At 33.5% G+C, this 22,437-nt stretch carries 23 protein-coding genes; 11 read left to right on the forward strand and 12 right to left on the reverse strand.

Features of this window, described 5'->3' with window-relative positions; all coding sequences use genetic code 11:
• Position 1 precedes the first annotated feature (1 nt).
• The gene (locus tag KO515_RS11735; protein ID WP_215936535.1) at positions 2 to 298 is read right to left on the reverse strand and encodes a hypothetical protein; all 297 of its coding nucleotides are present in this window, start codon (positions 296 to 298) and stop codon (positions 2 to 4) included.
• 146 nt (positions 299 to 444) lie between these two features.
• Entirely contained in the window at positions 445 to 1,107 is a 663-nt protein-coding gene (locus KO515_RS11740) for an ABC transporter ATP-binding protein (RefSeq protein WP_215936564.1), read from the reverse strand.
• Between the two features lie 210 nt (positions 1,108 to 1,317).
• Here KO515_RS11740 and KO515_RS11745 point away from each other — a divergent pair, with 210 nt between their 5' ends.
• Positions 1,318 to 1,596 carry a hypothetical protein gene (locus KO515_RS11745; protein WP_215936536.1) on the forward strand — a complete coding sequence of 93 codons (279 nt, stop codon included), beginning with the start codon at positions 1,318 to 1,320 and terminating at the stop codon, positions 1,594 to 1,596.
• A gap of 49 nt (positions 1,597 to 1,645) precedes the next feature.
• Here KO515_RS11745 and KO515_RS11750 read toward each other — a convergent pair whose 3' ends face one another.
• The 9 genes from KO515_RS11750 to KO515_RS11790 form a co-directional block, all read right to left on the reverse strand.
• The gene (locus KO515_RS11750; RefSeq protein ID WP_215936537.1) at positions 1,646 to 2,215 is read right to left on the reverse strand and encodes a type 1 periplasmic binding fold superfamily protein; all 570 of its coding nucleotides are present in this window, start codon (positions 2,213 to 2,215) and stop codon (positions 1,646 to 1,648) included.
• 16 nt (positions 2,216 to 2,231) lie between these two features.
• The gene (locus KO515_RS11755) at positions 2,232 to 4,631 is read right to left on the reverse strand and encodes a TonB-dependent receptor (RefSeq protein WP_215936538.1); all 2,400 of its coding nucleotides are present in this window, start codon (positions 4,629 to 4,631) and stop codon (positions 2,232 to 2,234) included.
• A gap of 37 nt (positions 4,632 to 4,668) precedes the next feature.
• Positions 4,669 to 5,010 carry a hypothetical protein gene (locus tag KO515_RS11760; protein ID WP_215936539.1) on the reverse strand — a complete coding sequence of 114 codons (342 nt, stop codon included), beginning with the start codon at positions 5,008 to 5,010 and terminating at the stop codon, positions 4,669 to 4,671.
• Positions 5,007 to 5,501 (reverse strand): DUF6787 family protein, encoded by a 495-nt coding sequence (locus KO515_RS11765; RefSeq protein ID WP_215936540.1) that lies wholly within the window; start codon positions 5,499 to 5,501, stop codon positions 5,007 to 5,009. Before KO515_RS11765 ends, KO515_RS11760 begins: the two co-directional genes overlap by 4 nt.
• Before the next feature lie 49 nt (positions 5,502 to 5,550).
• Positions 5,551 to 5,994, reverse strand: a complete 444-nt coding sequence (locus KO515_RS11770) for a DUF6146 family protein (RefSeq protein ID WP_252723855.1) — start codon at positions 5,992 to 5,994, stop codon at positions 5,551 to 5,553.
• 211 nt (positions 5,995 to 6,205) lie between these two features.
• Positions 6,206 to 6,844 carry a DUF937 domain-containing protein gene (locus KO515_RS11775; protein WP_215936541.1) on the reverse strand — a complete coding sequence of 213 codons (639 nt, stop codon included), beginning with the start codon at positions 6,842 to 6,844 and terminating at the stop codon, positions 6,206 to 6,208.
• A gap of 103 nt (positions 6,845 to 6,947) precedes the next feature.
• On the reverse strand, positions 6,948 to 7,898 hold the full coding sequence (locus tag KO515_RS11780; protein WP_215936542.1) for a D-2-hydroxyacid dehydrogenase: 951 nt from the start codon (positions 7,896 to 7,898) through the stop codon (positions 6,948 to 6,950).
• A gap of 150 nt (positions 7,899 to 8,048) precedes the next feature.
• Entirely contained in the window at positions 8,049 to 9,110 is a 1,062-nt protein-coding gene (serC, locus tag KO515_RS11785; protein WP_215936543.1) for a 3-phosphoserine/phosphohydroxythreonine transaminase, read from the reverse strand.
• Positions 9,111 to 9,229: 119 nt separating this feature from the next.
• Positions 9,230 to 10,288, reverse strand: coding sequence for an acyl-CoA reductase (locus KO515_RS11790; protein ID WP_215936544.1), 1,059 nt, complete (start codon positions 10,286 to 10,288; stop codon positions 9,230 to 9,232).
• Positions 10,289 to 10,397: 109 nt separating this feature from the next.
• On the opposite strand from KO515_RS11790, the gene KO515_RS11795 reads away from it, so the two are divergent.
• The 9 genes from KO515_RS11795 (at position 10,398) to KO515_RS11835 (ending at position 19,975) form a co-directional block, all read left to right on the forward strand.
• Positions 10,398 to 10,751 (forward strand): 4Fe-4S dicluster domain-containing protein, encoded by a 354-nt coding sequence (locus KO515_RS11795; protein WP_215936545.1) that lies wholly within the window; start codon positions 10,398 to 10,400, stop codon positions 10,749 to 10,751.
• A gap of 243 nt (positions 10,752 to 10,994) precedes the next feature.
• The gene (locus tag KO515_RS11800) at positions 10,995 to 12,323 is read left to right on the forward strand and encodes a TolC family protein (protein ID WP_215936546.1); all 1,329 of its coding nucleotides are present in this window, start codon (positions 10,995 to 10,997) and stop codon (positions 12,321 to 12,323) included.
• Positions 12,324 to 12,423: 100 nt separating this feature from the next.
• Positions 12,424 to 13,626: an efflux RND transporter periplasmic adaptor subunit gene (locus tag KO515_RS11805; RefSeq protein WP_215936547.1), complete on the forward strand. Its 1,203-nt coding sequence runs from the start codon at positions 12,424 to 12,426 to the stop codon at positions 13,624 to 13,626.
• 6 nt (positions 13,627 to 13,632) lie between these two features.
• Positions 13,633 to 14,376 carry an ABC transporter ATP-binding protein gene (locus KO515_RS11810; protein WP_215936548.1) on the forward strand — a complete coding sequence of 248 codons (744 nt, stop codon included), beginning with the start codon at positions 13,633 to 13,635 and terminating at the stop codon, positions 14,374 to 14,376.
• 2 nt (positions 14,377 to 14,378) lie between these two features.
• A complete protein-coding gene (locus KO515_RS11815) occupies positions 14,379 to 15,599 on the forward strand; it encodes an ABC transporter permease (protein WP_215936549.1) in 1,221 nt (406 codons plus the stop codon).
• A 28-nt stretch (positions 15,600 to 15,627) separates the two neighbouring features.
• Positions 15,628 to 16,923, forward strand: a complete 1,296-nt coding sequence (locus KO515_RS11820; RefSeq protein WP_215936550.1) for a DUF1566 domain-containing protein — start codon at positions 15,628 to 15,630, stop codon at positions 16,921 to 16,923.
• Between the two features lie 112 nt (positions 16,924 to 17,035).
• Complete coding sequence (locus KO515_RS11825) at positions 17,036 to 18,046, forward strand: hypothetical protein (RefSeq protein WP_215936551.1); 1,011 nt, start codon at positions 17,036 to 17,038, stop codon at positions 18,044 to 18,046.
• Between the two features lie 13 nt (positions 18,047 to 18,059).
• Positions 18,060 to 18,659 carry a YbhB/YbcL family Raf kinase inhibitor-like protein gene (locus KO515_RS11830; RefSeq protein ID WP_215936552.1) on the forward strand — a complete coding sequence of 200 codons (600 nt, stop codon included), beginning with the start codon at positions 18,060 to 18,062 and terminating at the stop codon, positions 18,657 to 18,659.
• Positions 18,660 to 18,670: 11 nt separating this feature from the next.
• Positions 18,671 to 19,975, forward strand: a complete 1,305-nt coding sequence (locus KO515_RS11835) for a YHYH protein (protein WP_215936553.1) — start codon at positions 18,671 to 18,673, stop codon at positions 19,973 to 19,975.
• 33 nt (positions 19,976 to 20,008) lie between these two features.
• Here KO515_RS11835 and KO515_RS11840 read toward each other — a convergent pair whose 3' ends face one another.
• Positions 20,009 to 20,809, reverse strand: a complete 801-nt coding sequence (locus KO515_RS11840; protein WP_215936554.1) for an AraC family transcriptional regulator — start codon at positions 20,807 to 20,809, stop codon at positions 20,009 to 20,011.
• A gap of 223 nt (positions 20,810 to 21,032) precedes the next feature.
• On the opposite strand from KO515_RS11840, the gene KO515_RS11845 reads away from it, so the two are divergent.
• Positions 21,033 to 22,436, forward strand: coding sequence for an MATE family efflux transporter (locus KO515_RS11845; RefSeq protein ID WP_215936555.1), 1,404 nt, complete (start codon positions 21,033 to 21,035; stop codon positions 22,434 to 22,436).
• Position 22,437 lies beyond the last annotated feature (1 nt).

Below are 22,437 nucleotides of genomic sequence, written 5' to 3' on the forward strand. Positions count from 1 at the left end.
TTTATTGATTCTTAAGTTTATCGAAGTATTTAGTTCTATAAAATGTATTCACATCTCTTCTAATAGTGTCCTGATTAGATGTTTTAATAAAATATTCAAAATCAGATTCTGTTATTTTAAATAGTGAATCTCCTATGTTTAATTCGTTATGAATAAAAAAAGGAATTTCTTTATCCCATTTATTATCTATTCTAATAGTTCTTATACTACCATTATTTGTTTCTAAATATAAATTCGTGATTTTTCCGGAGTAGTATGAGTTGTGAATGCTTTTATATTTTTTTTCGAGATAACTCAATGAATTATTTTGAATTAAGGAAATCGCTATGATTATTATGAATATTGGAATAAAAACTAAAGCTAGAACCTTACTAATTGTTTTCTTTTGTTTTATTAATTCAGTTTTATTTTCCAGATTCATTTATGAAACAACTATAAAATTGATTACCCCACAATTTTCCCATCAACCATTGTTAACTTTCGGTCTGCCATGGCTGCTAATTCTTGGTTATGCGTAACAATGACAAAGGTCTGATTAAACTCATCTCTTAATTTAAAGAATAGGTTATGTAATTGATCAGCAGATTCACTATCTAAATTCCCAGAAGGTTCATCAGCAAAAATAATATTCGGATTATTTATTAAAGCTCTTGCTACAGCGACACGTTGTTGTTCGCCACCAGACATGCTATTCGGTTTATGATGTATGCGCTCACTTAAACCTAAATAATCGAGTAATTCTTTTGCACGTTTTTCGGCATCAACTTTTGGTGTGTTATGAATAAAAGCCGGAATACAGACGTTTTCTAAAGCCGTAAATTCAGGTAATAGTTGATGAAACTGAAAAATGAAACCAATGTTCTTATTTCTAAACTTCGCTAAAGCTTTGTCATTTAGAGTTTTTATGGATTGGTCGTTTATAATTAATTCCGTGTCTGAGGTATAATCGGGCTTGTCTAAAGTACCCAAAATTTGAAGTAGTGTAGTTTTACCAGCACCAGAAGCGCCAACAATAGAAATAACTTCACCTTCTAAAATGGTTAAATCAACACCTTTTAAGACCTGAAGATCTTTATAGGCTTTCTTAATTTTCTTTGCGGATATCACTGTTTTACTCATACGATGTGAAATTAATACTTAATAGATTAATCTACAATACTAAGACCTAGAATTATTAATTATAAGATTATGCTTAAATTTACTATTGTCGATAAATACCAAACTAGCATAAAAATTAATACGTTGAATGCTACATTGACAGCCGAAAATTATTTGGAATAATTATTGCTTTAAACTAGCTAGTAATTAAAACATTATATGAATAAATACAAAAAATTAGGGTTAGGTCTTCTCTTTGACGTTTTAGGTTTAATCTCATTTATAATACCAGGAATCGGTGAGTTTTCAGATATTATTTGGGCACCAATTTCAGGTTGGTTAATGACTAAGTTATATGAAGGCAAAGCTGGTAAAGTCGCAGGATTAATCACTTTAGTCGAAGAAGGCTTACCTGGCTTTGATGTAATACCAACATTTACATTAATGTGGTTTTATACCTATGTTATTCAAAAGGAGTCTATTAAAAAGAATGTATAAAAAAAAGCACTCAAATGAGTGCTTTTTTTAACTGTATTACAAAAAATAATTATTGAACTTCTATAGAAAATGTTACTTCTACGTCAGTACTTCCTCCAGCACTAGCAGAGGTTCCATCATTTGGTTTAGTAGGCTCGTGAATTAATTCTATTGTTAGCGTACCCGTACCAGCTTCACCTGTAGTGAAGGTTGTTTCAATTCCTATAGGATTGCCATCAACATCAGCATCTTCTTTTGTGATTGTGATATCTGAAATAGAAGGTGTATAGAAAAATTCGTGCTCGTCACCTTCTTCTTCTACTTCTAAGGTAATATCCTCAGCAGGATCTTCAGTTTCATTTAATAATTTAATGACACCGGTGTAGGTTGTGTTTGCTGATAATGGGCCAGACACGTCATAGGTTCCGTCTGCACCACCGGCACCATCTAAATCCTGAAACTCTATAGTAACAAAACCTGTTGGGCTTGTAAGTGTGTATAGAACTGTAGTAATAAGTTCTTCTTCGTGGTCATGGTCATCGTGATCATCATCATCACTAGAACAGCTTACAAAAGCTATACTTGACATAAAAAGTACTGCTAATAATTTAATTGTATTTATTGATTTGAAATTTTTCATAAGTTGAATTTTTTTATTAATAATTGATTTTCATTTTTAAATTAATGTTTCTGCCTAATTCTTGAGAGAAATAGCGTTGTCTATTTAAATACTCATTGTATTTGGTATTAAATAAATTTTCGATATTAAGTTCTAATTTTAACGTTCCGGTTTTAAATGCTTTAAAATTAACAGAACTATTAAAACTAAATAGCGAATAGGCAGCAGGTGTAGAGCTAATATCTACATATACATCCTCTTGTAATACAGGATCGTATGTATAAAAGTTATAATTTGGATATCTTTTTTGTTGTAATACAGTTTTGTTAATTAAATTGATAGACAAATTATTTAACGCTTTATTATTATATGATATGCCATTTGTAAAATTTGTTGACGGCATATGAATCAACGGAATATCCTCAGAAAGGTTGTCTCCTTTTAAAATACTAATATTACCGTTGTAATTAAAATTATTTGTAATTTTTTTATTAATGTCAATATCAACACCAAAAATCTGTGCATTAATTTGATTGTATTCCCAAACTGGAAAAGCACCTCGAATTGTTGTAGTGATTCCTGTAGGAATAAGTTGAATAAAACCATTAATAGATTTAAAATAAGGACTAATTGAAAATCCAAAATCTTGATTATTTCGCTCAAAAGACACCGCAAATTTATGAGCGACTTCTTTGTTTAACGTTAATAATCCCGTTTCAATTCTTGCTGCACTATGATGCAAACCGTCGCTGAACAATTCTGAAGGATTAGGCACTCGTGTTGCTAAACCATAATTCACAAATAATGAGAGGTCATTATTAAATAGCTTTGAATAGCCTAAGTTAGCAGAAATGTTATGAAACGTAAATTCAGGATATGTCAAGATTTCAGAATTGTCAATGTCATTAGTTTCAAACTGTGGGAATAATTCATCGTAATTATAAGTTTCATTCCAATCCGTTACATTGTAACGTTTCTCAGCTTCTATTCTTGTAAAATCATAACGCATACCTGCGCTTATTTCAGAGGATTCATTGAGATTATAATTTCCTATAATATAAATACTCGCATCATATTTTTCAAAATCAGGAATCAAAGGACTTACACCTGTACCTGAAACGGCATCATTCTGCTGATAACGGACTAAAATACCAGAATCTATTTTAAGGTTGTCAATATAATCTATATGTAAATTAGACTGTAAAGAATTGGTGAATAACCTAAGGTCTATAACTGGAGTGTCAGCTAAATCACCACGCCTTAAATCGAATTCTTTACGTCTGTTGATTTGCATATCGTACTGAACCGTTAGCTTTCCTAAATTTTTAAACCGTTTATAAGCTTCAATCTTAGCTAAATGATGCAAAATATTTTGTTTAGGGTAATCTATATTATACGAGAAATCTTCAATGACACGTGGTTCTCTACTATTTATTGCGGCAACCAAATCACCGACATTACCAATATGCGACGCTTGTAAAATAGCAAACTCATTACTCACAACACTATAGTAGGCATCGAACCCTTTTTCAAAAGTTCTATAACCAATTCGTGCAGAAGCATTGATGTTTTTTAAACCGCTATTGGTTAAATAATAGTCTGGGGATTTAAAGTCTCCGAATTGTTTGTAGCTTGTTTGAATTCTACCATATAACCCAGATGCATAAGTTTTAATGATTTCAGAATTGATATTACCACCACGACCATTAGAATTTAACGACACCATAGTACTACCAAATAAACTATCAATAGCAGCATAGCGTCTAGGCTGTAAAAGAATCAATCCACCAATAGCATCACTTCCATACTTTAGCGTGTTAGCTCCTTTAATGACTTCAACTCTGTCGCTAGAATTAATATCAATATTTGGTGCATGTTCGTCTCCCCATTCTTGGTCAAACAAGCGTACATTGTTATTGATAATTAATAAGCGACTACTGTGTAAACCATGTATCATCGGTTTTACTATAGTATTTCCAGTATTAAGAGAAGACACTCCACTTACAGCATTTAGAGCATCACCTAAAGATTTGTCAGTGTATTTTTCTAAATCAGCTTTGCTTATAGATTGTTCTATACTCGTACCTTCTGTTTTAAAGTTAGAACTCACTGTTACTTCATTAAGTTCTTCTAAATGATGTTCTAATAAAATAATTTTAGATATATCATTTTCAATAGTATACGATACGGTTTTAGTTTCGCACCCAATATGAGACATCGTTAAAGTTAAAGTGCCAGCACATAAATTTTCAATTTTGAATTTGCCATCGAAGTCTGAAACTATATACTTATCACGTTCTATAATGTGAATAGTAGCAGATTCTATTGGTGTTCCGTCATGAAAATCTTTGATTTCGCCTAAAAATATATAATCACAATTTTGACTGTAGCTAAAGCTAGAAATAGCTATAACTAAGCCCATAATTAGTCGTTTCATTCAAATAGATTTATGAGAGTATTAGAAAATTATAATTCTAACTAACCGCAGGAGGTCCTCTAACAAAGCTTATTAAATAATGATAGTTTTTTAAAGAAGTGTAATAGGAAGGCAGCTGCGTCACAGCTGTTTTTGTTGAAGCTAGTTCATAGTTGTTAATAACTAGAAATAGATTATTGGTGAGTTTGAATTTATAAAAATTACATTCTACATCAGCTTCATGAAAATGCGTGTCTAAAGACTGATCATTCTCACAAACCTTATGTGTATGATGTGTAAATACATGACTTAGTTTAACCGCAGAAGGCAACAGCACTGCTAGCACTAGCAAAAATGCTAATGTTTTAAAAATAGACGTAAGTACTGTTTTTAAATTCAATTTAAAAAGCGTTTTAATCCAAATCTGCTTAACATTTTCTTTTCAAATTCCCAGAAAAACTTGAATTGTCCAAAAAGCCATCCAAAGGTTACTAAAAGAATTTGATAGAAAAGGAGCCCAATAATAATGAATAAAAACCAATAAAGAATAGGGTTTAAGTTTTCTTTAGTAATTCCTAGGAACGCTATAATCGGTCTACCAATGTATAAAGAGGAGGTTCCCGTAAACGCAAATACCATAAAAACGCGGATCATTTCCCATTTATAATCAAGAATCCATTTTTTTTCAAGCTTTTTAAAAGTAAACAATGTAAATTTTAATAATAAAAAGAATATTAAGAGTGAAGCAACGATTGTTAACGTTAATCCGTAACCTTCTAACATAGCCTTCGAAAGTTTAAAAGCCGAGTACCCTAAAATAAGCAAACCAAAAAAGGGAAATAACAACTGCCAATTATGTTGAATTTCCCATTGTTCTTTAAATTTTTTCATAACACATTTTCAGTGCTACAAAATTAGTGAATTATGATATCTTTCTAGCCTAAATTCGAGGCATAAAAGCAGATAAACGTTGATTATAGGTTAATTGAAAATAAAGAAAGTAATTGTACAGTTTATAATTGACTTCATAGCCATAATCTGAGTGTGTATCATAATCAATTCTAACTTCATACAAATTTGGGTCATACGTTTGCGGTTGCAAATTTCTTTGATTCCAAGCCTGTACCAAAATAGCATTTCTAGATTCTAACCATTCCTGCGAATGATAGCCCTCTGGTCTAGCCGTGCTTAATAACCATGAATTAAAACCAGGTTCTATAATAATGATTTCATAATCATTTTCGTCACTACTAATTGAGACCGTGTCGTTTTGAATTAAGCTATGTGTATTGGCATTATTAATTGTTGGGCTAGTATCGTAAGTTTTACAGCTTGCAATCAAAACTAGGACAGAAATAAATGGGATAATTGTTTTTATATTCATAATGAATTAAAGGTATTAAAAAAATGTATGTGTGCTTCAGGTTTTACTTCATTTTAACACTACAAATCAAGTTGAAATTAAAGTGATATACAATTACTAATAAGTAAACCATAGATTTCAATGCGTGAAACTATAGTTTTTTTAAGTTTAGATATTTAGTAATAAAAAAAGCAGCTCGTTAGAACTGCTTTTAAAAATATTGTGTAAAGAATTATTTTCCAAATAAATTCCCTAATGCACCAGCGATACCTCCTGAGCTTTTGCTGTCTCCTCCTAAAAACATACCAGCTACGTCATCAACAACACTACCGTCACCATCAGCATCTAATATGTTTTCTAAGAAACTCTGTTCGTTTAGAGAGCCACTACCACCTAATAACCCCCCTAGCAGTCCACTAATATCAGACTGTGAACTGACGTTACTTTGGCTAGCTTGTTTTCCTAAAACTCCCATTAAGATTGGAGCTGCTACTTTTAATATGTTAGCTACAGAACTAGAATCTAAACCAGCTTTCTGGCCGATTACTTGTTCTACGCCTTGTTGCTTACTACCTAATACATGGCTAAGGATTTTAGCTCCATCATCTTTTACGTTATCATCAACGCCACCACCAAATAAACCGCCAAGGTTATCTAAGATGCTTCCGTCATGCTTGCTGCTTAAAGCGCTCATAAGTCCTGCTGCACCTTCTGGAGTAGAAGCATTACGCTCCATTGCTTTCATAAGTACAGGTAACGCCATTGTTAATACGCTACTTGTTTTATCTTGATCTGTTCCTGTAGAACCAGAAACACCACTAATAATTGATTTTCCGATATCACTGTTTAATAAGTCTAAAATTCCTGCCATTTTGTATATAATTAAGGTTAATAAAATTTAAGCATTTGAAGGTACAAAAAAAAGTCCCACGTTAGTAGGACTCATTTTATTTGATTTGGTCACATTTATAATGTTAACCTAAAATAGTTATGATTTGCTCAGCTAACTCAGTACCAATTCTATCTTGTGCTTCATTGGTTGCTGCTCCTGTATGCGGAGTTAATGACAATGCAGGATTCATTAATAACTGAATTTCTGGTTGTGGCTCTTTTTCAAAAACATCTAATGCTGCTCTAGAAACTTTACCGCTTTGAATCGCTTGAACTAAGGCTACTTCGTTAACAACTCCACCACGTGCAGCGTTAGCGATAATAACACCATCTTTCATTTGTTTGAACTCTGCTTCATCAATAACATAGTCCTTTTGTGCAGGTACATGTAACGTTAAAAAGTCGGCTTGTTTTAAAACGTCTTCTTTTGAAATAGTTTCAATTTCAAAATTGACTTTTTGACCATCAAAGAAATCTAACTCTAAATTCGCTTTTTCTAAAAATGGATCAAAAGCTACAACTTTCATTCCTGCTCCAATGGCAACTTTAGCTGTGGCCTGACCAATACGTCCAAAACCTAAAACTCCTAAAGTTTTACCTTTAAGTTCAGTGCCTTTAGCGTAAGCCTTTTTTAAGTTCTTAAATTTAGAATCACCTTCTAATGGCATGTCGCGGTTAGAGTTATGTAAATACCGTGCTAAACCATAAAAATGTCCAAATACTAATTCGGCAACAGAATGTGATGATGCTGCAGGAGTGTTAATAACGCTTAAACCTTTGCTTCGTGCATAATCAACATCAATATTGTCCATACCAACTCCACCACGACCTATGATTTTTAGGCTAGGGCAGTTGTCTATTAAATCTTTTCGTACTGTTGTTGCACTTCTAACTAATAGAACAGAAATGTCATTTTTGTTAATGTAGTTTTCTAATTGTTCTTGTGCAACTGTTGTTGTGATAACTTCGTAACCAGCAGCTTCTAAGGCATTAATTCCACTTTGAGAAACTCCGTCGTTTGCTAATACTTTCATTTTCCTATCCCTAACTCTTTCATTATTCATTAAAAAAGAGAATTGATTCGGGTAATTTTATAGTTAATATTAAATTTTATTATTCTTTTGAAAAGCGCTGTTTTATGGTGTCTGAGTGCGTACTGAATACTGCACACTGACAACTAAAATTTAAGCTTTGCTTTCTAATTCGCTCATCACTTCAACAAGTGCTTTTACACTATCTAAAGATAACGCATTATACATTGAGGCTCTGTAACCACCAACACTTCTATGGCCATTGATACCGTTAATGCCAGCTTCTTTTACCATAGCTTCAAAAGTTTCCTTTAGGTTTTCGTTTTCTAAAGTAAATGTAGCATTCATAATAGAACGATCTTCTTTTACAGCATACCCTTTAAATAATGGGTTTAAATCAATTTCAGAATAGATTAAACGTGCTTTCTTTTCGTTTTCTTCTTCAATTGCTTTGATACCACCAAAATCTTTTAACCATTGTAAGGTTAGCATTGAGGTGTAAACCGCAAAAACAGGAGGAGTGTTAAACATACTTCCCTTGCTGATGTGTGTTTTATAATCCATCATCGATGGAATTTTACGAGATACTTTTCCTAAAATATCTTCTTTAATAACGACTAACGTTGTTCCTGCAGGCCCCATATTTTTTTGAGCTCCAGCATAGATTAAATCAAATTTAGAAAAATCGAGCTGACGTGAAAAAATATCACTACTCATATCGCATACCATAGGAACTGGTGAGTTTGGAAAACTTTTCATCTGAGTTCCAAAAATGGTATTGTTTGAAGTACAATGAAAATAATCATAATCTTCTGGAATATCATACCCTTTTGGAATGTAGTTATAATTGGCACTTTTTGAAGAGCCTACTTCGTAGATATCATCATAGATTTTAGCTTCCTTAATAGATTTGTCTGCCCAAGTACCAGAGTTTAAGTATCCTGCTCTTTTTTCTAATAAGTTTAACGCTACCATTAAAAACTGTGTACTTGCACCACCTTGTAAAAATAATGCTTTATAGCCTTTTCCTTCAAGCCCTAACAACTCTAAGGCTAAGGAACGTGCATTTTCCATTACATCGACAAAAGGTTTACTTCGGTGAGAGATTTCTAAAAGAGAAAGTCCGTCGTCAAAGTTTAATACAGCTGCTGCTGCTTGTTCTATTACCGATTTTGGTAGTACGCATGGACCTGCACTAAAATTGTGTTTTTTCATTGTATTTTGAATTTAATTCAAGATTTTAACAATTAAACCTTGAATCTATTATTTTTTAAACAGCTACAAAGGTGCTAATTAATTGCTTAAAATATGTTACGAAAATGATAATTTTTATCTCATATTTCTAATAAAAACTCAACAGTGTCTACATTGTCCGCATAATCCCAAAGTTGCGGATTTTGTGTTTCGCCAAAAGCAATTTCAGTATCAGCAAAACCATTAGCTACAATACATTGTATTTTGTCAGAATCCGTTGCTAATTTGTCTTGTAATTCGGAGATGTCGTTATATTTTTCATAAAATAACGTGGCAATGGGTGAGGCGTAACTGTCGTCTTCTTTTATCATAAGAAAGCCATTTTCTAGCATGTCAAATTCACTCATTAAATAAACCGCTTTATTATAATCATAGTTATTAGCGTATTTGGATTCATTAATAATAGGATGCCATTTATAAACAGCATTAAAAAAAGCATCAAAATTATAATCCTTGGGTACAAAGAATTTAGAGACATTTCTACAGCCTAATCCATAATATCTAAAGATGTCATCAGATAAAGCTTCTAGCTCACTTTCGGTTTCGTTTCCTGTTAAAATGGCTACCGAATTCCTATTTTTTCTAATAATAGAGGGTTTGTTTTTAAAGTAATACTCAAAATAACGTGCTGTATTGTCGCTTCCTGTTGCAATAACAGCATCGAAGTTCTCTAGTTTTTCTTCTGTAAATTTAATTTTACCTTTAAATCCAGGTTCTACAACTTCTAAATATTTCGCTAAAAATGGAAGTAAATGTTTATCGTTAGAGGATTGCTTTACAAGAACATTCTGTCCAGATATTAGGACACTCAAAAAGTCATGAAAACCAACTAAAGGAATGTTGCCTGCCATAATAATGGCCACTGTTTGTGGATTGAGCGTTTTAAAGTTGTACTTGCTAATCCACGCGTTAATATTAGGGTTAGTGAGTGCATTAGACCAATTCTTTAAAGTGTATGAGATGTTAGATTTTGTAAACCAACCATTATACTCTTGTGCTAATTTTAATTGGTGTTTAAAACCGTCAAAAAACAAATCATTAGCTTCTAAAGTATCATTTTTTACGACCTCATTTTCTTTAAATTGATTTAAAAAGGCGCCTAATTTTACAAATGCGTTAATTCTTTGTTGTAATTCCATATATGGTTTGGTTATGCGATGTTTTGGCTTTATTTTTGCACTTCGTCCGCTGAAACTCGTAAAAGTGGATGCAAAATTACGCAAAGTAAAAAGAAAAAGATAAAATACTATGGCAATAATAATCACTGATGAATGTATAAATTGTGGAGCATGTGAGCCAGAATGCCCTAATACTGCTATTTACGAAGGTGCTGATGATTGGCGTTATTCTGATGGTACCAGCTTAAACGGAAAAATAGTTTTACCAGATGGAAAAGAAGTAGATGCAGACGAAACCCAAGAACCTATAAGCGATGAAGTCTATTACATTGCACCAGATAAATGTACAGAATGTATGGGCTTTCATGAAGAACCACAATGTGCTGCAGTTTGTCCTGTAGATTGTTGTGTGCCTGATGAAGACCATGTAGAATCTGAAGCCGTTTTATTAGGTAAACAGAAGTTTATGCATCCTGATGGTTAAATTGACCATTTTGAATTAATTATAATAAAAATCCTGAGTCTTTGGCTTGGGATTTTTTTTATTGCAAATCAATTTCGCTGGGCTTAAACAAAAAAAATATTTTGGCCTAATTTTAAAAAAAGTAAAAAATCTCATCGATAGAAAAATGGCTTTAGTATAGTCAATTACCTCAAACTTCTATTACACTTTATATAATAAGGATATCGTTTCATTTTTGTAGTGTTAAATTAAAAAACACTCAAAATGAAACGATTTTTTATCATAATAACAGTTCTGATATTTCAGATGGGTATTTCGCAAGAGATTACCACTGAAACATCAAAATTATGGAGTTTAGATGATTGTTTGGAATATGCTTTAGAAAACAACATTACCATAAAAGATGCTGCTCTAAATAAAGAACAAGCGGAAGTGGATTATAGTGAGGCTAGATCTTCTCGATTGCCAAACCTTTATGGCACAGCTTCAGAAACGTTTTCTAATGGTAACTCTATTGATCCGATTACGAGCGACTATGTTACGGATCAAATTTATAGTACTAATGTTAGTCTTAATAGTTCTATGACCTTATTTCAAGGGAATCAAATTAATAATCAAATTGAACAAAATGAATTGCTTTTAAACCAAAGTGTGTTTTTAGAAGAAGAAACTAAAAACAATATCATTATAAGCATTCTAGAAAATTATTTGCAAATACTATATGCAAAAGAAGGAATCACCATTGCTGAAAACAATTTAACGGCTTCAGAAAAAGAAGTGGAACGTGCAAAAGCAAGATTAGATGCTGGCACTATTGCATTAAGCGATTACACGGAAGCGCAAAGCCAAGCAGCAACTAACAAGTACGCCATAATTACGGCTAAGAATACGTATCAGCAATATATTATAGCGTTAAAGCAATTATTAGAGTTAGATCCTACGGAAGACATAGAGATTGAAACTTTAAGTTCTGATGTTGATTACGTTACACTTCAACTCGATAAAATGGCCATTTACAATAATGCTCTAGGGATAATGCCAGAAATTAATGCGAGTAAAATTGGAGTAGAGGTTAGTGAAAAAGATTTAGACATTGCCAAAGGTGCTTATTTACCAACCTTATCATTAGTTAGTAGTGTTGGTTCTGGTTATACAAGTGTGAATGATAATAATTTTTCAGATCAATTTGATATCAATTTTAATCAACGTATTTCATTATCACTAAACATTCCGATTTTTAATAGAAATGCGACAAAGGCAGCGGTTCAATCGGCACAAATCAATATAGAAAAAGCACAAATCTCACAGCAACTTACAGAAAAGGAAGTGTATAAAAAAGTAGAGACAGCCTATCAAAATGCAATTTCTGCACAAGAGCAATTGGTCGCTGCAGAAGCCTCACAAGCTGCTGCGGAACAAACGTATAAACTAGCGCAAAGAAAGTATGAATTGGGCGCATTAAGTACAACTGATTTAGTGATCAGTCAAAACACATATACAAATGCGCAGCAGAATTATTTACAAGCTAAATACTTAAGTATTCTGTACCATCAATTATTACAATTTTACCAAGGAAACGAGATCAAACTTTAATTAATATAATCATGAACCTTCCATAACTAAATTTCGATACCTACAGAAGTTCTTATATGGAAGCACCATGTGACAGATAAATAACATTAAATATAAACACATGAATAATAAAAAGAAAATAATCATAATAAGCGTTGTACTCGTTGCAATAGCTATAGCAGCTTTTAGTCTTTTAAAAGGTGATGATGCCATAATTATCGAAGCCAAAACCGTTGCAGCAAAAACAGCAGATGTAACCACTATGGTTACAGCAACAGGAACTATTGAACCGATCAATCAAGTTGATGTTGGTACACAAGTGTCTGGTGTGGTAGAAAAAATATATGTGGATTATAATAGCGAAGTTAAAGAAGGACAGCTTATTGCAGAGTTAGACAAAACAAACTTACAAGCGGCTTTAACTCAGGCACAAGCGTCTTACGATAATGCTGTTAGTCAAAGAAATTATACCAAAACAATTTACGATAGACAAAAAACGTTGTTCGAAAATCAGGTCATTAGCAAATCGGATTTTGACGATGCAGAATACAGCTATCAAACAGCGAAAGGTACCGTGACGCAACGTTTATCGGACTTACAATCCGCAAGAACCAATTTAGGTTATGCTAATATTTATTCCCCAATTGATGGAGTTGTATTATCTAGAGATATTGATGAAGGCCAAACTGTAGCTGCTAGTTATAGTACGCCAACCTTATTTACAATTGCTCAAGATTTAAAAGAAATGCAGGTAGAAGCTGATGTAGATGAAGCTGATATCGGACAAGTGAAAGAAGGGCAACGTGTAGAATTCACTGTAGATGCTTATATCGGAGAAACGTTTAATGGAGTGATTACGCAAGTGCGTTTAGATCCAACAGTAACCTCTAACGTGGTGACTTATACCGTTGTTGTTAAGGCAGAAAATGAAGATTTAAAACTGAAACCAGGATTAACAGCGACCATTTCGATTTTTACTTTAGAATTAAATGATGTGTTAACGGCGGAAGCAAAAGCCATAAACTTTAAGCCTGAAACCGAAACTTTAGCAACTTATAATAAGCATCATAATTTAACGAGTAACACCACCATGCCATCGGATAATGAAAAGACACTTTGGGTTTTAGAAAAAGATAGAAGTATTGTCCCTAAAACGGTGACTTTAGGAGCTAGTGATGGTGTAAATGTTCAGGTTTTAAGTGGAATTTCAGAAGGAGACGAACTTGTATACAGTTTAAAAGGTGTTTCTAGAGCAGAAGCTTCTGGTCCACCTTCAGGGTCTAATGAAAGTCCGTTTATGCCAAAACCACCAGGAAAAAAATAAAAAGCCATGAGTAAAGAAATCATTAAAATAGAAGATTTAAAACGTGAGTTTACCATGGGTACGGAAACGGTTCATGCCTTAAGAGGAATATCGTTTAGTATAAATGAAGGTGAATTTGTGACCATAATGGGATCTAGTGGGTCAGGAAAAAGTACCATGCTTAACATTTTAGGATGTTTAGATCAACCCACATCTGGTGTTTATGAAATTGATGGTGTAAGTGTGAAGGATTTAACTCGAAATCAATTAGCCACCATCAGAAATGAAAAAATAGGATTCATATTTCAATCTTATAATTTATTGGCCAGAACATCAGCTATTGAAAACGTTGAATTACCCTTATTATATAACAGTAAAGTAACTTCTGAAGAGCGAAGGGAAAGAGCAGTCAAAGCCTTAGAAATGGTGGGTTTAGGTGATCGATTGCATCATACACCTTCGCAGCTTTCAGGAGGACAACAACAGCGTGTGGCTATTGCAAGGTCGTTGGTAAATAACCCAGTAATGATACTTGCAGATGAAGCCACTGGTAACTTAGACACTAGAACATCTTACGAGATTATGTCACTATTTCAAGAGCTGAACAAAAAAGGCATTACAATTACGTTCGTAACTCACGAGCCAGATATTGCCACATTTAGCAGTAGAACAGTGGTTCTAAAAGATGGAGAGATTATGCAAGATTATAAAAATCATAGTGTGCAATCCGCAGCAGATGAATTAGCCAAATTACCTAAACAAGACGATTAGTTATGAGAGTATTAAATTTATTAAAAATCGCGACAAAAGCTATTATTCTTAACAAAACAAGAACATTGCTTACTATGCTAGGTATTATCATTGGTGTAGCTTCTGTGATTGCGATGTTAGCGATTGGTGAAGGTTCTAAAGAAAGTATACGATCTACTATTTCTGCTATGGGTTCTAACATGATTACTATTAGACCTGGAGCTGATGATAGAGGTCCTGCAAGAGGTAGTGGAGGTGATGTACAGACTTTAACCTTAGATGATTACAATGTTATTAAAGAACAAGCTACGACGTTAAGTTATATTACGCCTGTGGTTAATGGTGGTGGACAAGTTATTAGTGGTTCTAACAACTGGCCTAGTACTATTTACGGAGTTAATCCAGATTATTTAGATATTAAAGTTGTTGGTTTACAAAGCGGAAGTATGTTTACAAATATTGAAGTGCAATCGGCTTCAAAAGTCGCTTTAATAGGCCAAACTGTAGTTGATAATGTATTTCCAGATGGTCAAGATCCTGTGGGACAAATGATTCGTTTTGATAATATTCCATTTAAAGTCATTGGTGTATTAGAAGAAAAAGGGGAGAACACTTTTGGGCAAGATCAAGATGACGTGGTTATTGCACCCTACACAACGGTTCAAAAAAGAATATTAGCGATTGATTATTTAAATCAAATTATGGCTTCGGCTATTAGTGAGGATGATGCACCAGAAGCAGTAACGCAAGTCACCGAAATTTTACGTTCACAACATAAGCTAATGGATAGTGAAGATGATGATTTTAGCGTGCGTTCTATGGAAGAATTAATTTCAACGTTTAGTTCAACGAGTGAAATGTTAACTATTCTGTTAGTGGCTGTGGCAAGTATTTCATTGTTAATTGGTGGTATTGGAATTATGAATATTATGTATGTTTCCGTAAAAGAACGAACCAAGGAAATCGGATTACGTATGGCTGTTGGTGCAAAAGGTGCAGACATCTTAATGCAGTTTTTAATTGAAGCTATTTTAATCAGTGTTACCGGTGGATTACTTGGTGTCATATTAGGACTAGGAGCCACTGTTTTTATCGAAAACTTTTTAAATTGGCCTACAAGTGTTGCGCTGTATTCCATTGTTATCTCTTTTGCGGTATGTGCAGTCACGGGAATCTTCTTTGGATGGTATCCTGCACGAAAAGCATCCGCTTTAGATCCTATTACAGCATTGCGTTACGAATAAAAAAAGTTTAATTCTTATATTTTATAATATGAAAACGCTTATTAATAAAACGATGTTAAAACCTGCATTTTTGCTATTTCTTTTGATTTCAATGGCATCATGCAATGACAAAAAAACGAATGCCACTACGGTTGCAGTTTCGGAACGTAACTATACACAAATAGCTACAGGACAAGTTGTAGCTTATGGAGAAGATGGTGAGATTCTAAATGATTTAAAACCTGGAGATTCTCTCTACGGACAAGATGCCACGTATTTAAAAGGAAATGAAATGTCTTTCCAAAAAAATGAAGACGGAACAATTTCAGATTTAAATTCAGGATTAATGTGGCAAGAAGTGCCTACCACAGAAGGCTTTGATTGGCAAGGCGCAAAAGATTATGTCGAAAATCTAGAATTAGGAGGCTATGATGATTGGAGAATGCCAACCTTAAAAGAGTTATTTTCTATTAGCGATTTTAGCGAAGGTTGGCCGTACTTAGATACCGCTTATTTTTCGTTAGTTAATAATGAACATGTCGATAAGAGCGAACAATATTGGGCCGATAATCCATACGTTGGTCATACTGAAGAAGGTGGGTATACAGCTGCTTTTGGAGTCAATCATGCCACAGGTCATATTAAAGCCTACCCTGGCGAGGAGCCTGAAGATAGAGGAGACCGCAAAGGTCCACCTCCAGGAAATCAAAACCCACAAGGGCAACAGGGAGAACAAAAAGATGACAATCGACCACCACCTCCAGGAAATGGAGAGCGCCCAACGGGAAACCCAATGTTAAAACATGTACGAGCTGTTCGTGGTAATATTTACGGAACAAATGATTTTGTAGATAATGCTGACCAAACAATTACAGACAAAGCTACTGGTTTAATGTGGTCTAAAAACGATAGTCAACAAGGGTTCGATTGGAAAAATGCTTTAGTATATGCTGAAGAATCAGACTTAGCTGGTTATACCAATTGGCGTTTGCCTAATGTTAAGGAGTTGCAAGGTATTGTAGATTATGATTACGCACCTGGTGCAAAAGATTCTGATTTTAACAGCGCAGCAATACATCCTATATTTAATATTTCTGAAATTACGAATGAAAATGGGGATAAAGATTATCCCTATTTCTGGACGAGTACTTCGGCAAGGTTTCAAAAAGGAAAACCGTATTACTATGCTTGGTATGTCGCTTTTGGTAGAGCTGTTAATCCAATGGGATTAGATTTTCATGGCGCAGGAGCGGTAAGATTTGATACTAAACATAAAAATGGCCCAGCAGGAGAAGGTGGAGAACGGTATTATAATTATGTGCGTTTGGTTAGGAATGTAGAATAATAAAGCCTATTTTATAAGTGGTTAAAAGAACAATTGTATCAATATTTAAAAGGAGAGTATTTGTAAAGATTAATTTTACTAAGCTTTTCTATAACGAAAGCGAAGAAGACCTATGAAAAAAACACTTAGTTTATTAATAGCAACACTACTAATGGTAAGTTGTGGAGACAATAAATCGAAAACAAAAGAACTTGCCAGTACAACCGAAACTACAAGTTATAAAGGAACTGCAAGTGTCACCCAAGGTATGGCGACGACTATTGCTGAAGATATCTACACTTGTGAACGTGGACGAAAAACAGATGTTGGTGAAATTGTGTCTACTGATGGTAAAACCTGGGTTGTACCTGCAGAGACTAATTTCACTAATGAAGACTTTCCTGTATCAGGTGATTTGTTTAATTCTTGCGAAGGTAAAAACTATGCAACTTCGGAGGAAGCACTTTCTCATTTTGATGATTCTAATGCCGTAGAAATTGATACAGATGGAGAGGTTTATACAGCTTATGTTTTTGCTGATAATTACTTTGAAATGTATGTAAACGGTGTTCCTGTAGGAAAGGATAATGTGCCGTTTACAGAATTTAATGCGAGTATTGTAAAATTTAAAGTTCAGAAACCATTTACTATCGCCATGAAATTAGTGGATTGGGAAGAACATCTAGGAGTGGGTTGTGAAGCGAATAGAGGGAAAGCATTTCATAATGGTGACGGCGGAATGGTTGCTGTAATTAAAGATGAACAAAACAAAATTATTACAACGACAAATGAAAACTGGAAAGCACAGACGTTCTACACAGCACCAGTAAAAGACTTGAGCTGTGTCTCAGAAGAAGGTAATTATAGATATTCTAAAAACTGTGATACCAATGGAGGTCAAGATGGAAACTCTTTCTACGCATTACATTGGGAATTACCTAAAGAATGGACGCATACAAATTTTGATGATTCTAATTGGCCTGACGCCACAACGTTTACTAACGAAACTATAGGTGTAGATAATAAACCTGCTTATACCAATTTTACATCTATTTTTGATGCTGCTGAAGAAGATGCAAAATTTATATGGTCTACCAATGTGGTATTAGATAATGAAGTTTTAGTAAGATATACCGTTAAATAAATAGCTTAAATATATGTTTACGAAAATAATACGCTCAACATCATTTTTGTTATTACTATTGTTTTTAGGTATTTCTTGTAGTAATAAAAATAAAGTCACTAATAATTTTGAGGATTTTAAAACGTTGAATCCTGATTTTAAATTATCAAGTAAAGCTGTTGTCAAAGGTTTACTACTAGATAAATATAAATGCGAGAAAAAGGTGGGTGATGTTGAGAACTCAATACCGCTATCATGGTCTAATGTTCCTGAAGGTACTAATTCTCTTGCAATTGTTATGTATCATTACCCAAAGAAAGATGATAAAACAGAAGTGAATTCTTATTTATTATTATGGGATATAGATTCAAGTATCACTGAAATTCCTTATAAAATGGCCAATAACCCCAATTGGTTTATGGGCTCTAATAAAGACGGAACAGCTATTTCTTATACTTCGCCATGTTCTCATGGACCAGGAAAGCATGAGTATACTATTGCTTTATTTGCACTATCTGAAATACCAAAATCACTTCCTAAATCAAATTCATTACAAGTTGATTATCATGTATTTATGGGAGCTATTTCTGAAGTTACCATAATTGATAGAACAACTTTAGATTTTAAAGTTTAATATAAATAGATATGAAAAAACTAATTGTCTTACTTTTAATCACATTTTTTACAACTAACCTTTATGCGCACGAATACGGACATGAATCGACAATGAAAGTGTGGCAGTTTACAGATTTAGAAAAGAATTTAAAAGCCGATTTTATTGAGAAAATAGAAGAACGTGTTTATCTAATAAATGAAGAACACAACGTTGTAATTTTTAATATTTCTGAGTTTACAGACCAAGAACAGCAATATATTTTGAGTAAAGCCAATTGGATAAATACTATAAACAATTCGCAAGAAACGCAGGAACTAATCACCATAAATTATTCTAGAATTTTAATGTACTTAGGTGTGTTTGTGATACTATTCGGACTTTTCAAACTTAGGAGAGGGAATAAAAAACAAATAGTAGCTTATAGTCTTATTGGAATGTCTTTAATTTTAGTAGGGTGTAAATCCAATGTTTCGTCGAAAGGAATAACAATGGCGCCTAATAATATAGCTTATTTAGAATCTATTTTTGGTGTTTTCGATAAAGTAAACACACGTTATGACGATACGTATTTCTACATAGAGTCAGATGGAATACCAGCGCATGAAATGATGACAGGAATTACAAATTGGCAACAGCAGGTGCCTATTAATCATGATTATTCTGGAGATAATGCCTGGGCAATTCCCTTACAACCAGAGTTAGCAGAACAACCGTTATCTACTAAAGATAATTTTATGAAAGGTGCTATTGCTATTGGCGCAAATGGAATTCCAATCTTTAATCCATTAAACAACAGAGGAGAAGATGCTAATGCCATAGGAGAACTAGATAAATATGGAGGCCATTGTGGAAGAGCCGATGATTATCATTACCATTTACCACCAACACATCTACAGTCTCAAGTAGGAAATAATAAACCGATTGCTTATGCTTTAGATGGCTTTCCGGTGTATGGAGAAACTTCGGAGCAATTAGACGAAAATTTGGGGCGATTTACTTCTGATAGTACGTATCAATATCATGCAGTTAAAGAATATCCTTATTTAATTGCTGCCATGAAAGGTAAAGTTAAAATTAATCCTAAAACCGAAGCACCGGAAAATGAAATTATGCCACAAGCTAAAACAAGAGGTGTAAGGCCCGATTTACGGCCTTTGCGTGATGCAGAAATTATTGGCTTTGAAAATCCGGAAACAAACCAATATATATTAAAATATAAAGTAGATTCTAGTGTTTATAGTATAAATTATGGTTGGGATACTAACGGGAATTATAATTACGAATTCATTAATCCAGATGGTACGGCAACACATTCCTCTTATAAAAGGAAGTGAAACTTAAGTGATTAAAGCATAGATTAAAAATAATTACTGCTTTTTAAATTGCGTAGCTGTCATTCCTGTATTCCGTTTGAAAAACTGATTAAAATTAGCCACTTCATTAAAATCTAAAGCATAAGCAACATCAGCAACCGTTTTATCTGCTTGATGTAAGAGTGTTTTGGCATATAATATTTTATAATCAATAATTACTTTTTGAGCACTTTTACCTGTCGCTTTCTTAACGCATTCCGTGAGGTAAATTGGGCTAATATGCATTTTTTTAGCATAGTCATTTACAGATAAAAAATGATGATCACTAGAGAGCATCACATGTTCAAATTTAGACATAATCACTTCAAAACGATTCATGGTAACTATACCTTTATTGCCATGTGTGGCACGTTTCACTTTGTACAATAAAAAGAGGAGTAATGAGCGTACAATTTCAAAATTGTGTGCTTTTTTACTTCTTGATTCTATGTACAATTCTTCTACAATGGATATAATGCCTTTAAAATTCGTTTCTGATAATTGATATATGGGCATGGTATGAATTTTGAAAAACGGAAATTCATTTTGCAAACCATAAGATTGATTCAAATTGGTAAAAATAGAAGCATTAAAGTAGAGTATATAACCTTCATCATCATTTGGCGGAATGTTGTTATAGTCAATCACTTGAAAAGGCGATATAATAGCCAAACTATTTGTGCTTTCTTGAAGTGTTTGATTTCCAATTTTTATGTTTTTTGTGGATTTTTGTAACACACCAATTTCAAAAAAATCACGTTTATGCGGACCAGAAAACTTTTTGTCGGGTGCTATAAACTGCTTGTTTTTTGCCATTCGTCTAATGTAAAAGCTATTCGAATAATCGTTGGCTGATTCTAAGCCATTCAGAAAATAGTTGTTTATGTCGCTAAATACCTCCATGAATTCTTGCAATTTCTTCAAAATTAAGCCTTCAGAGTATAAAAACCTAAATTATAATCTATTTTACTCAAATTACAATGTCTATTAAAGTTTGTGTGCGTGATATCTTTGTGTCAGATAAAGTATATCATCCAAAATGACCCATTTAATAGCAAAACTTAAACACACTTTTTTTTCAAAATCGAAAAAGGAAACCACAAAGTATTCTCTTAAAGAAGATAGTGTACTGAAGTTGCTTTTCATTTTTGTAGGTCCTGCAGTTTTAGGAATGCTAATTAATGCATTGTATAATTTTGTAGACCGCATATTTGTGGGCCAGTTTGTTGGCGTCGAAGGCTTATCCGCAGTAACCATGGTTTTTCCTGTAAACCTTTTTCAATACGGATTTGTATTGCTTTTTGGAAGTGGAGCTGGTGTTTTAATCGCCAAATATTTAGGTGAATCTAAACCCGAAAAAGCAGAAGAAGTATTAGGAAATGCTATTGCAGGCCTTTTTTTAATCATGCTACTTTTTACAAGTGCTGGGTTGTTGTTTTACAAACCCATGCTAGGATTATTTGGTGCGACAGAAGAATTATTAAACTTATCTGCAGACTATTTATTAGTGCTTATTTTAGGTTTTCCGCTTAGTTTCTTTCTAGCTTTAGAGTTTACCTGTAGAGCAGAAGGTAACCCAAAATTACCAGCTAAATTGGTGGTGTTGTCTTGTGTTATCAATGTCTGTTTAGATTATGTTTTTATGAAAATATTTAATCTAGGCATACGTGGTGCAGCATTGGCAACTTTAATAGCCCAAGCCACAAATGTCTTGTTATTAATGAGATACTATATCAGCGGAAAGAGTGTCGTAAAATTAACATGGAATAAAATTAAACTCAAAAAGGAAATTATTATCCCTATCGTAATGGTAGGATTTGCCCCATTTTTAATGGATTTAGCCATTAGCTTTCAAAATATATTTGCTAATAACTTATTGCTACATTCTGGTGGAGTAGATGGTGTTGCAGCCATGGGCATACTGTTTGGTGTAAATGCCTTTTTCATGATGATTGCCTTAGGTACTGGAGACGGTATGCAACCCATTGTTAGTTTCAATTTTGGAGCAAAGCTCTACGCAAGGTCTAGAAAAACCTTAGCGCTTGCTTTAAAAATAGTAAGTGCAGTTGCCTTAATTGGTGTGGTGATTTTAGAAGTTTTTCCTACTCAAATCACACGTATTTTTGTGGATGCTGACGGCAATCAAAACGTGATTAGGATTGCCAAAATAGCATTGCAAATTTTTGCGATTACAATACCTTTTTATTCTGTACAAATTGTTGTGACACGCTATTTTCAAGCTCTACAAAAAAATAGAGTAGCGACGTTTTTAGCCCTACTTCGACCTATAATTTTATTTGTTCCCATGGCTTACTTACTGCATAATTATTATGGTTTAATAGGTATATGGATGGCCTTTCCTGTTAGCGACAGTATTGGAGCGCTTATCTCTTTAGGCTTCGTGAAAAGATACACGATTCATAAATTATCGATGACTAATTAAA

This window comes from Winogradskyella psychrotolerans, assembly GCF_018860545.1.
Classification (GTDB): domain Bacteria; phylum Bacteroidota; class Bacteroidia; order Flavobacteriales; family Flavobacteriaceae; genus Winogradskyella; species Winogradskyella psychrotolerans_A.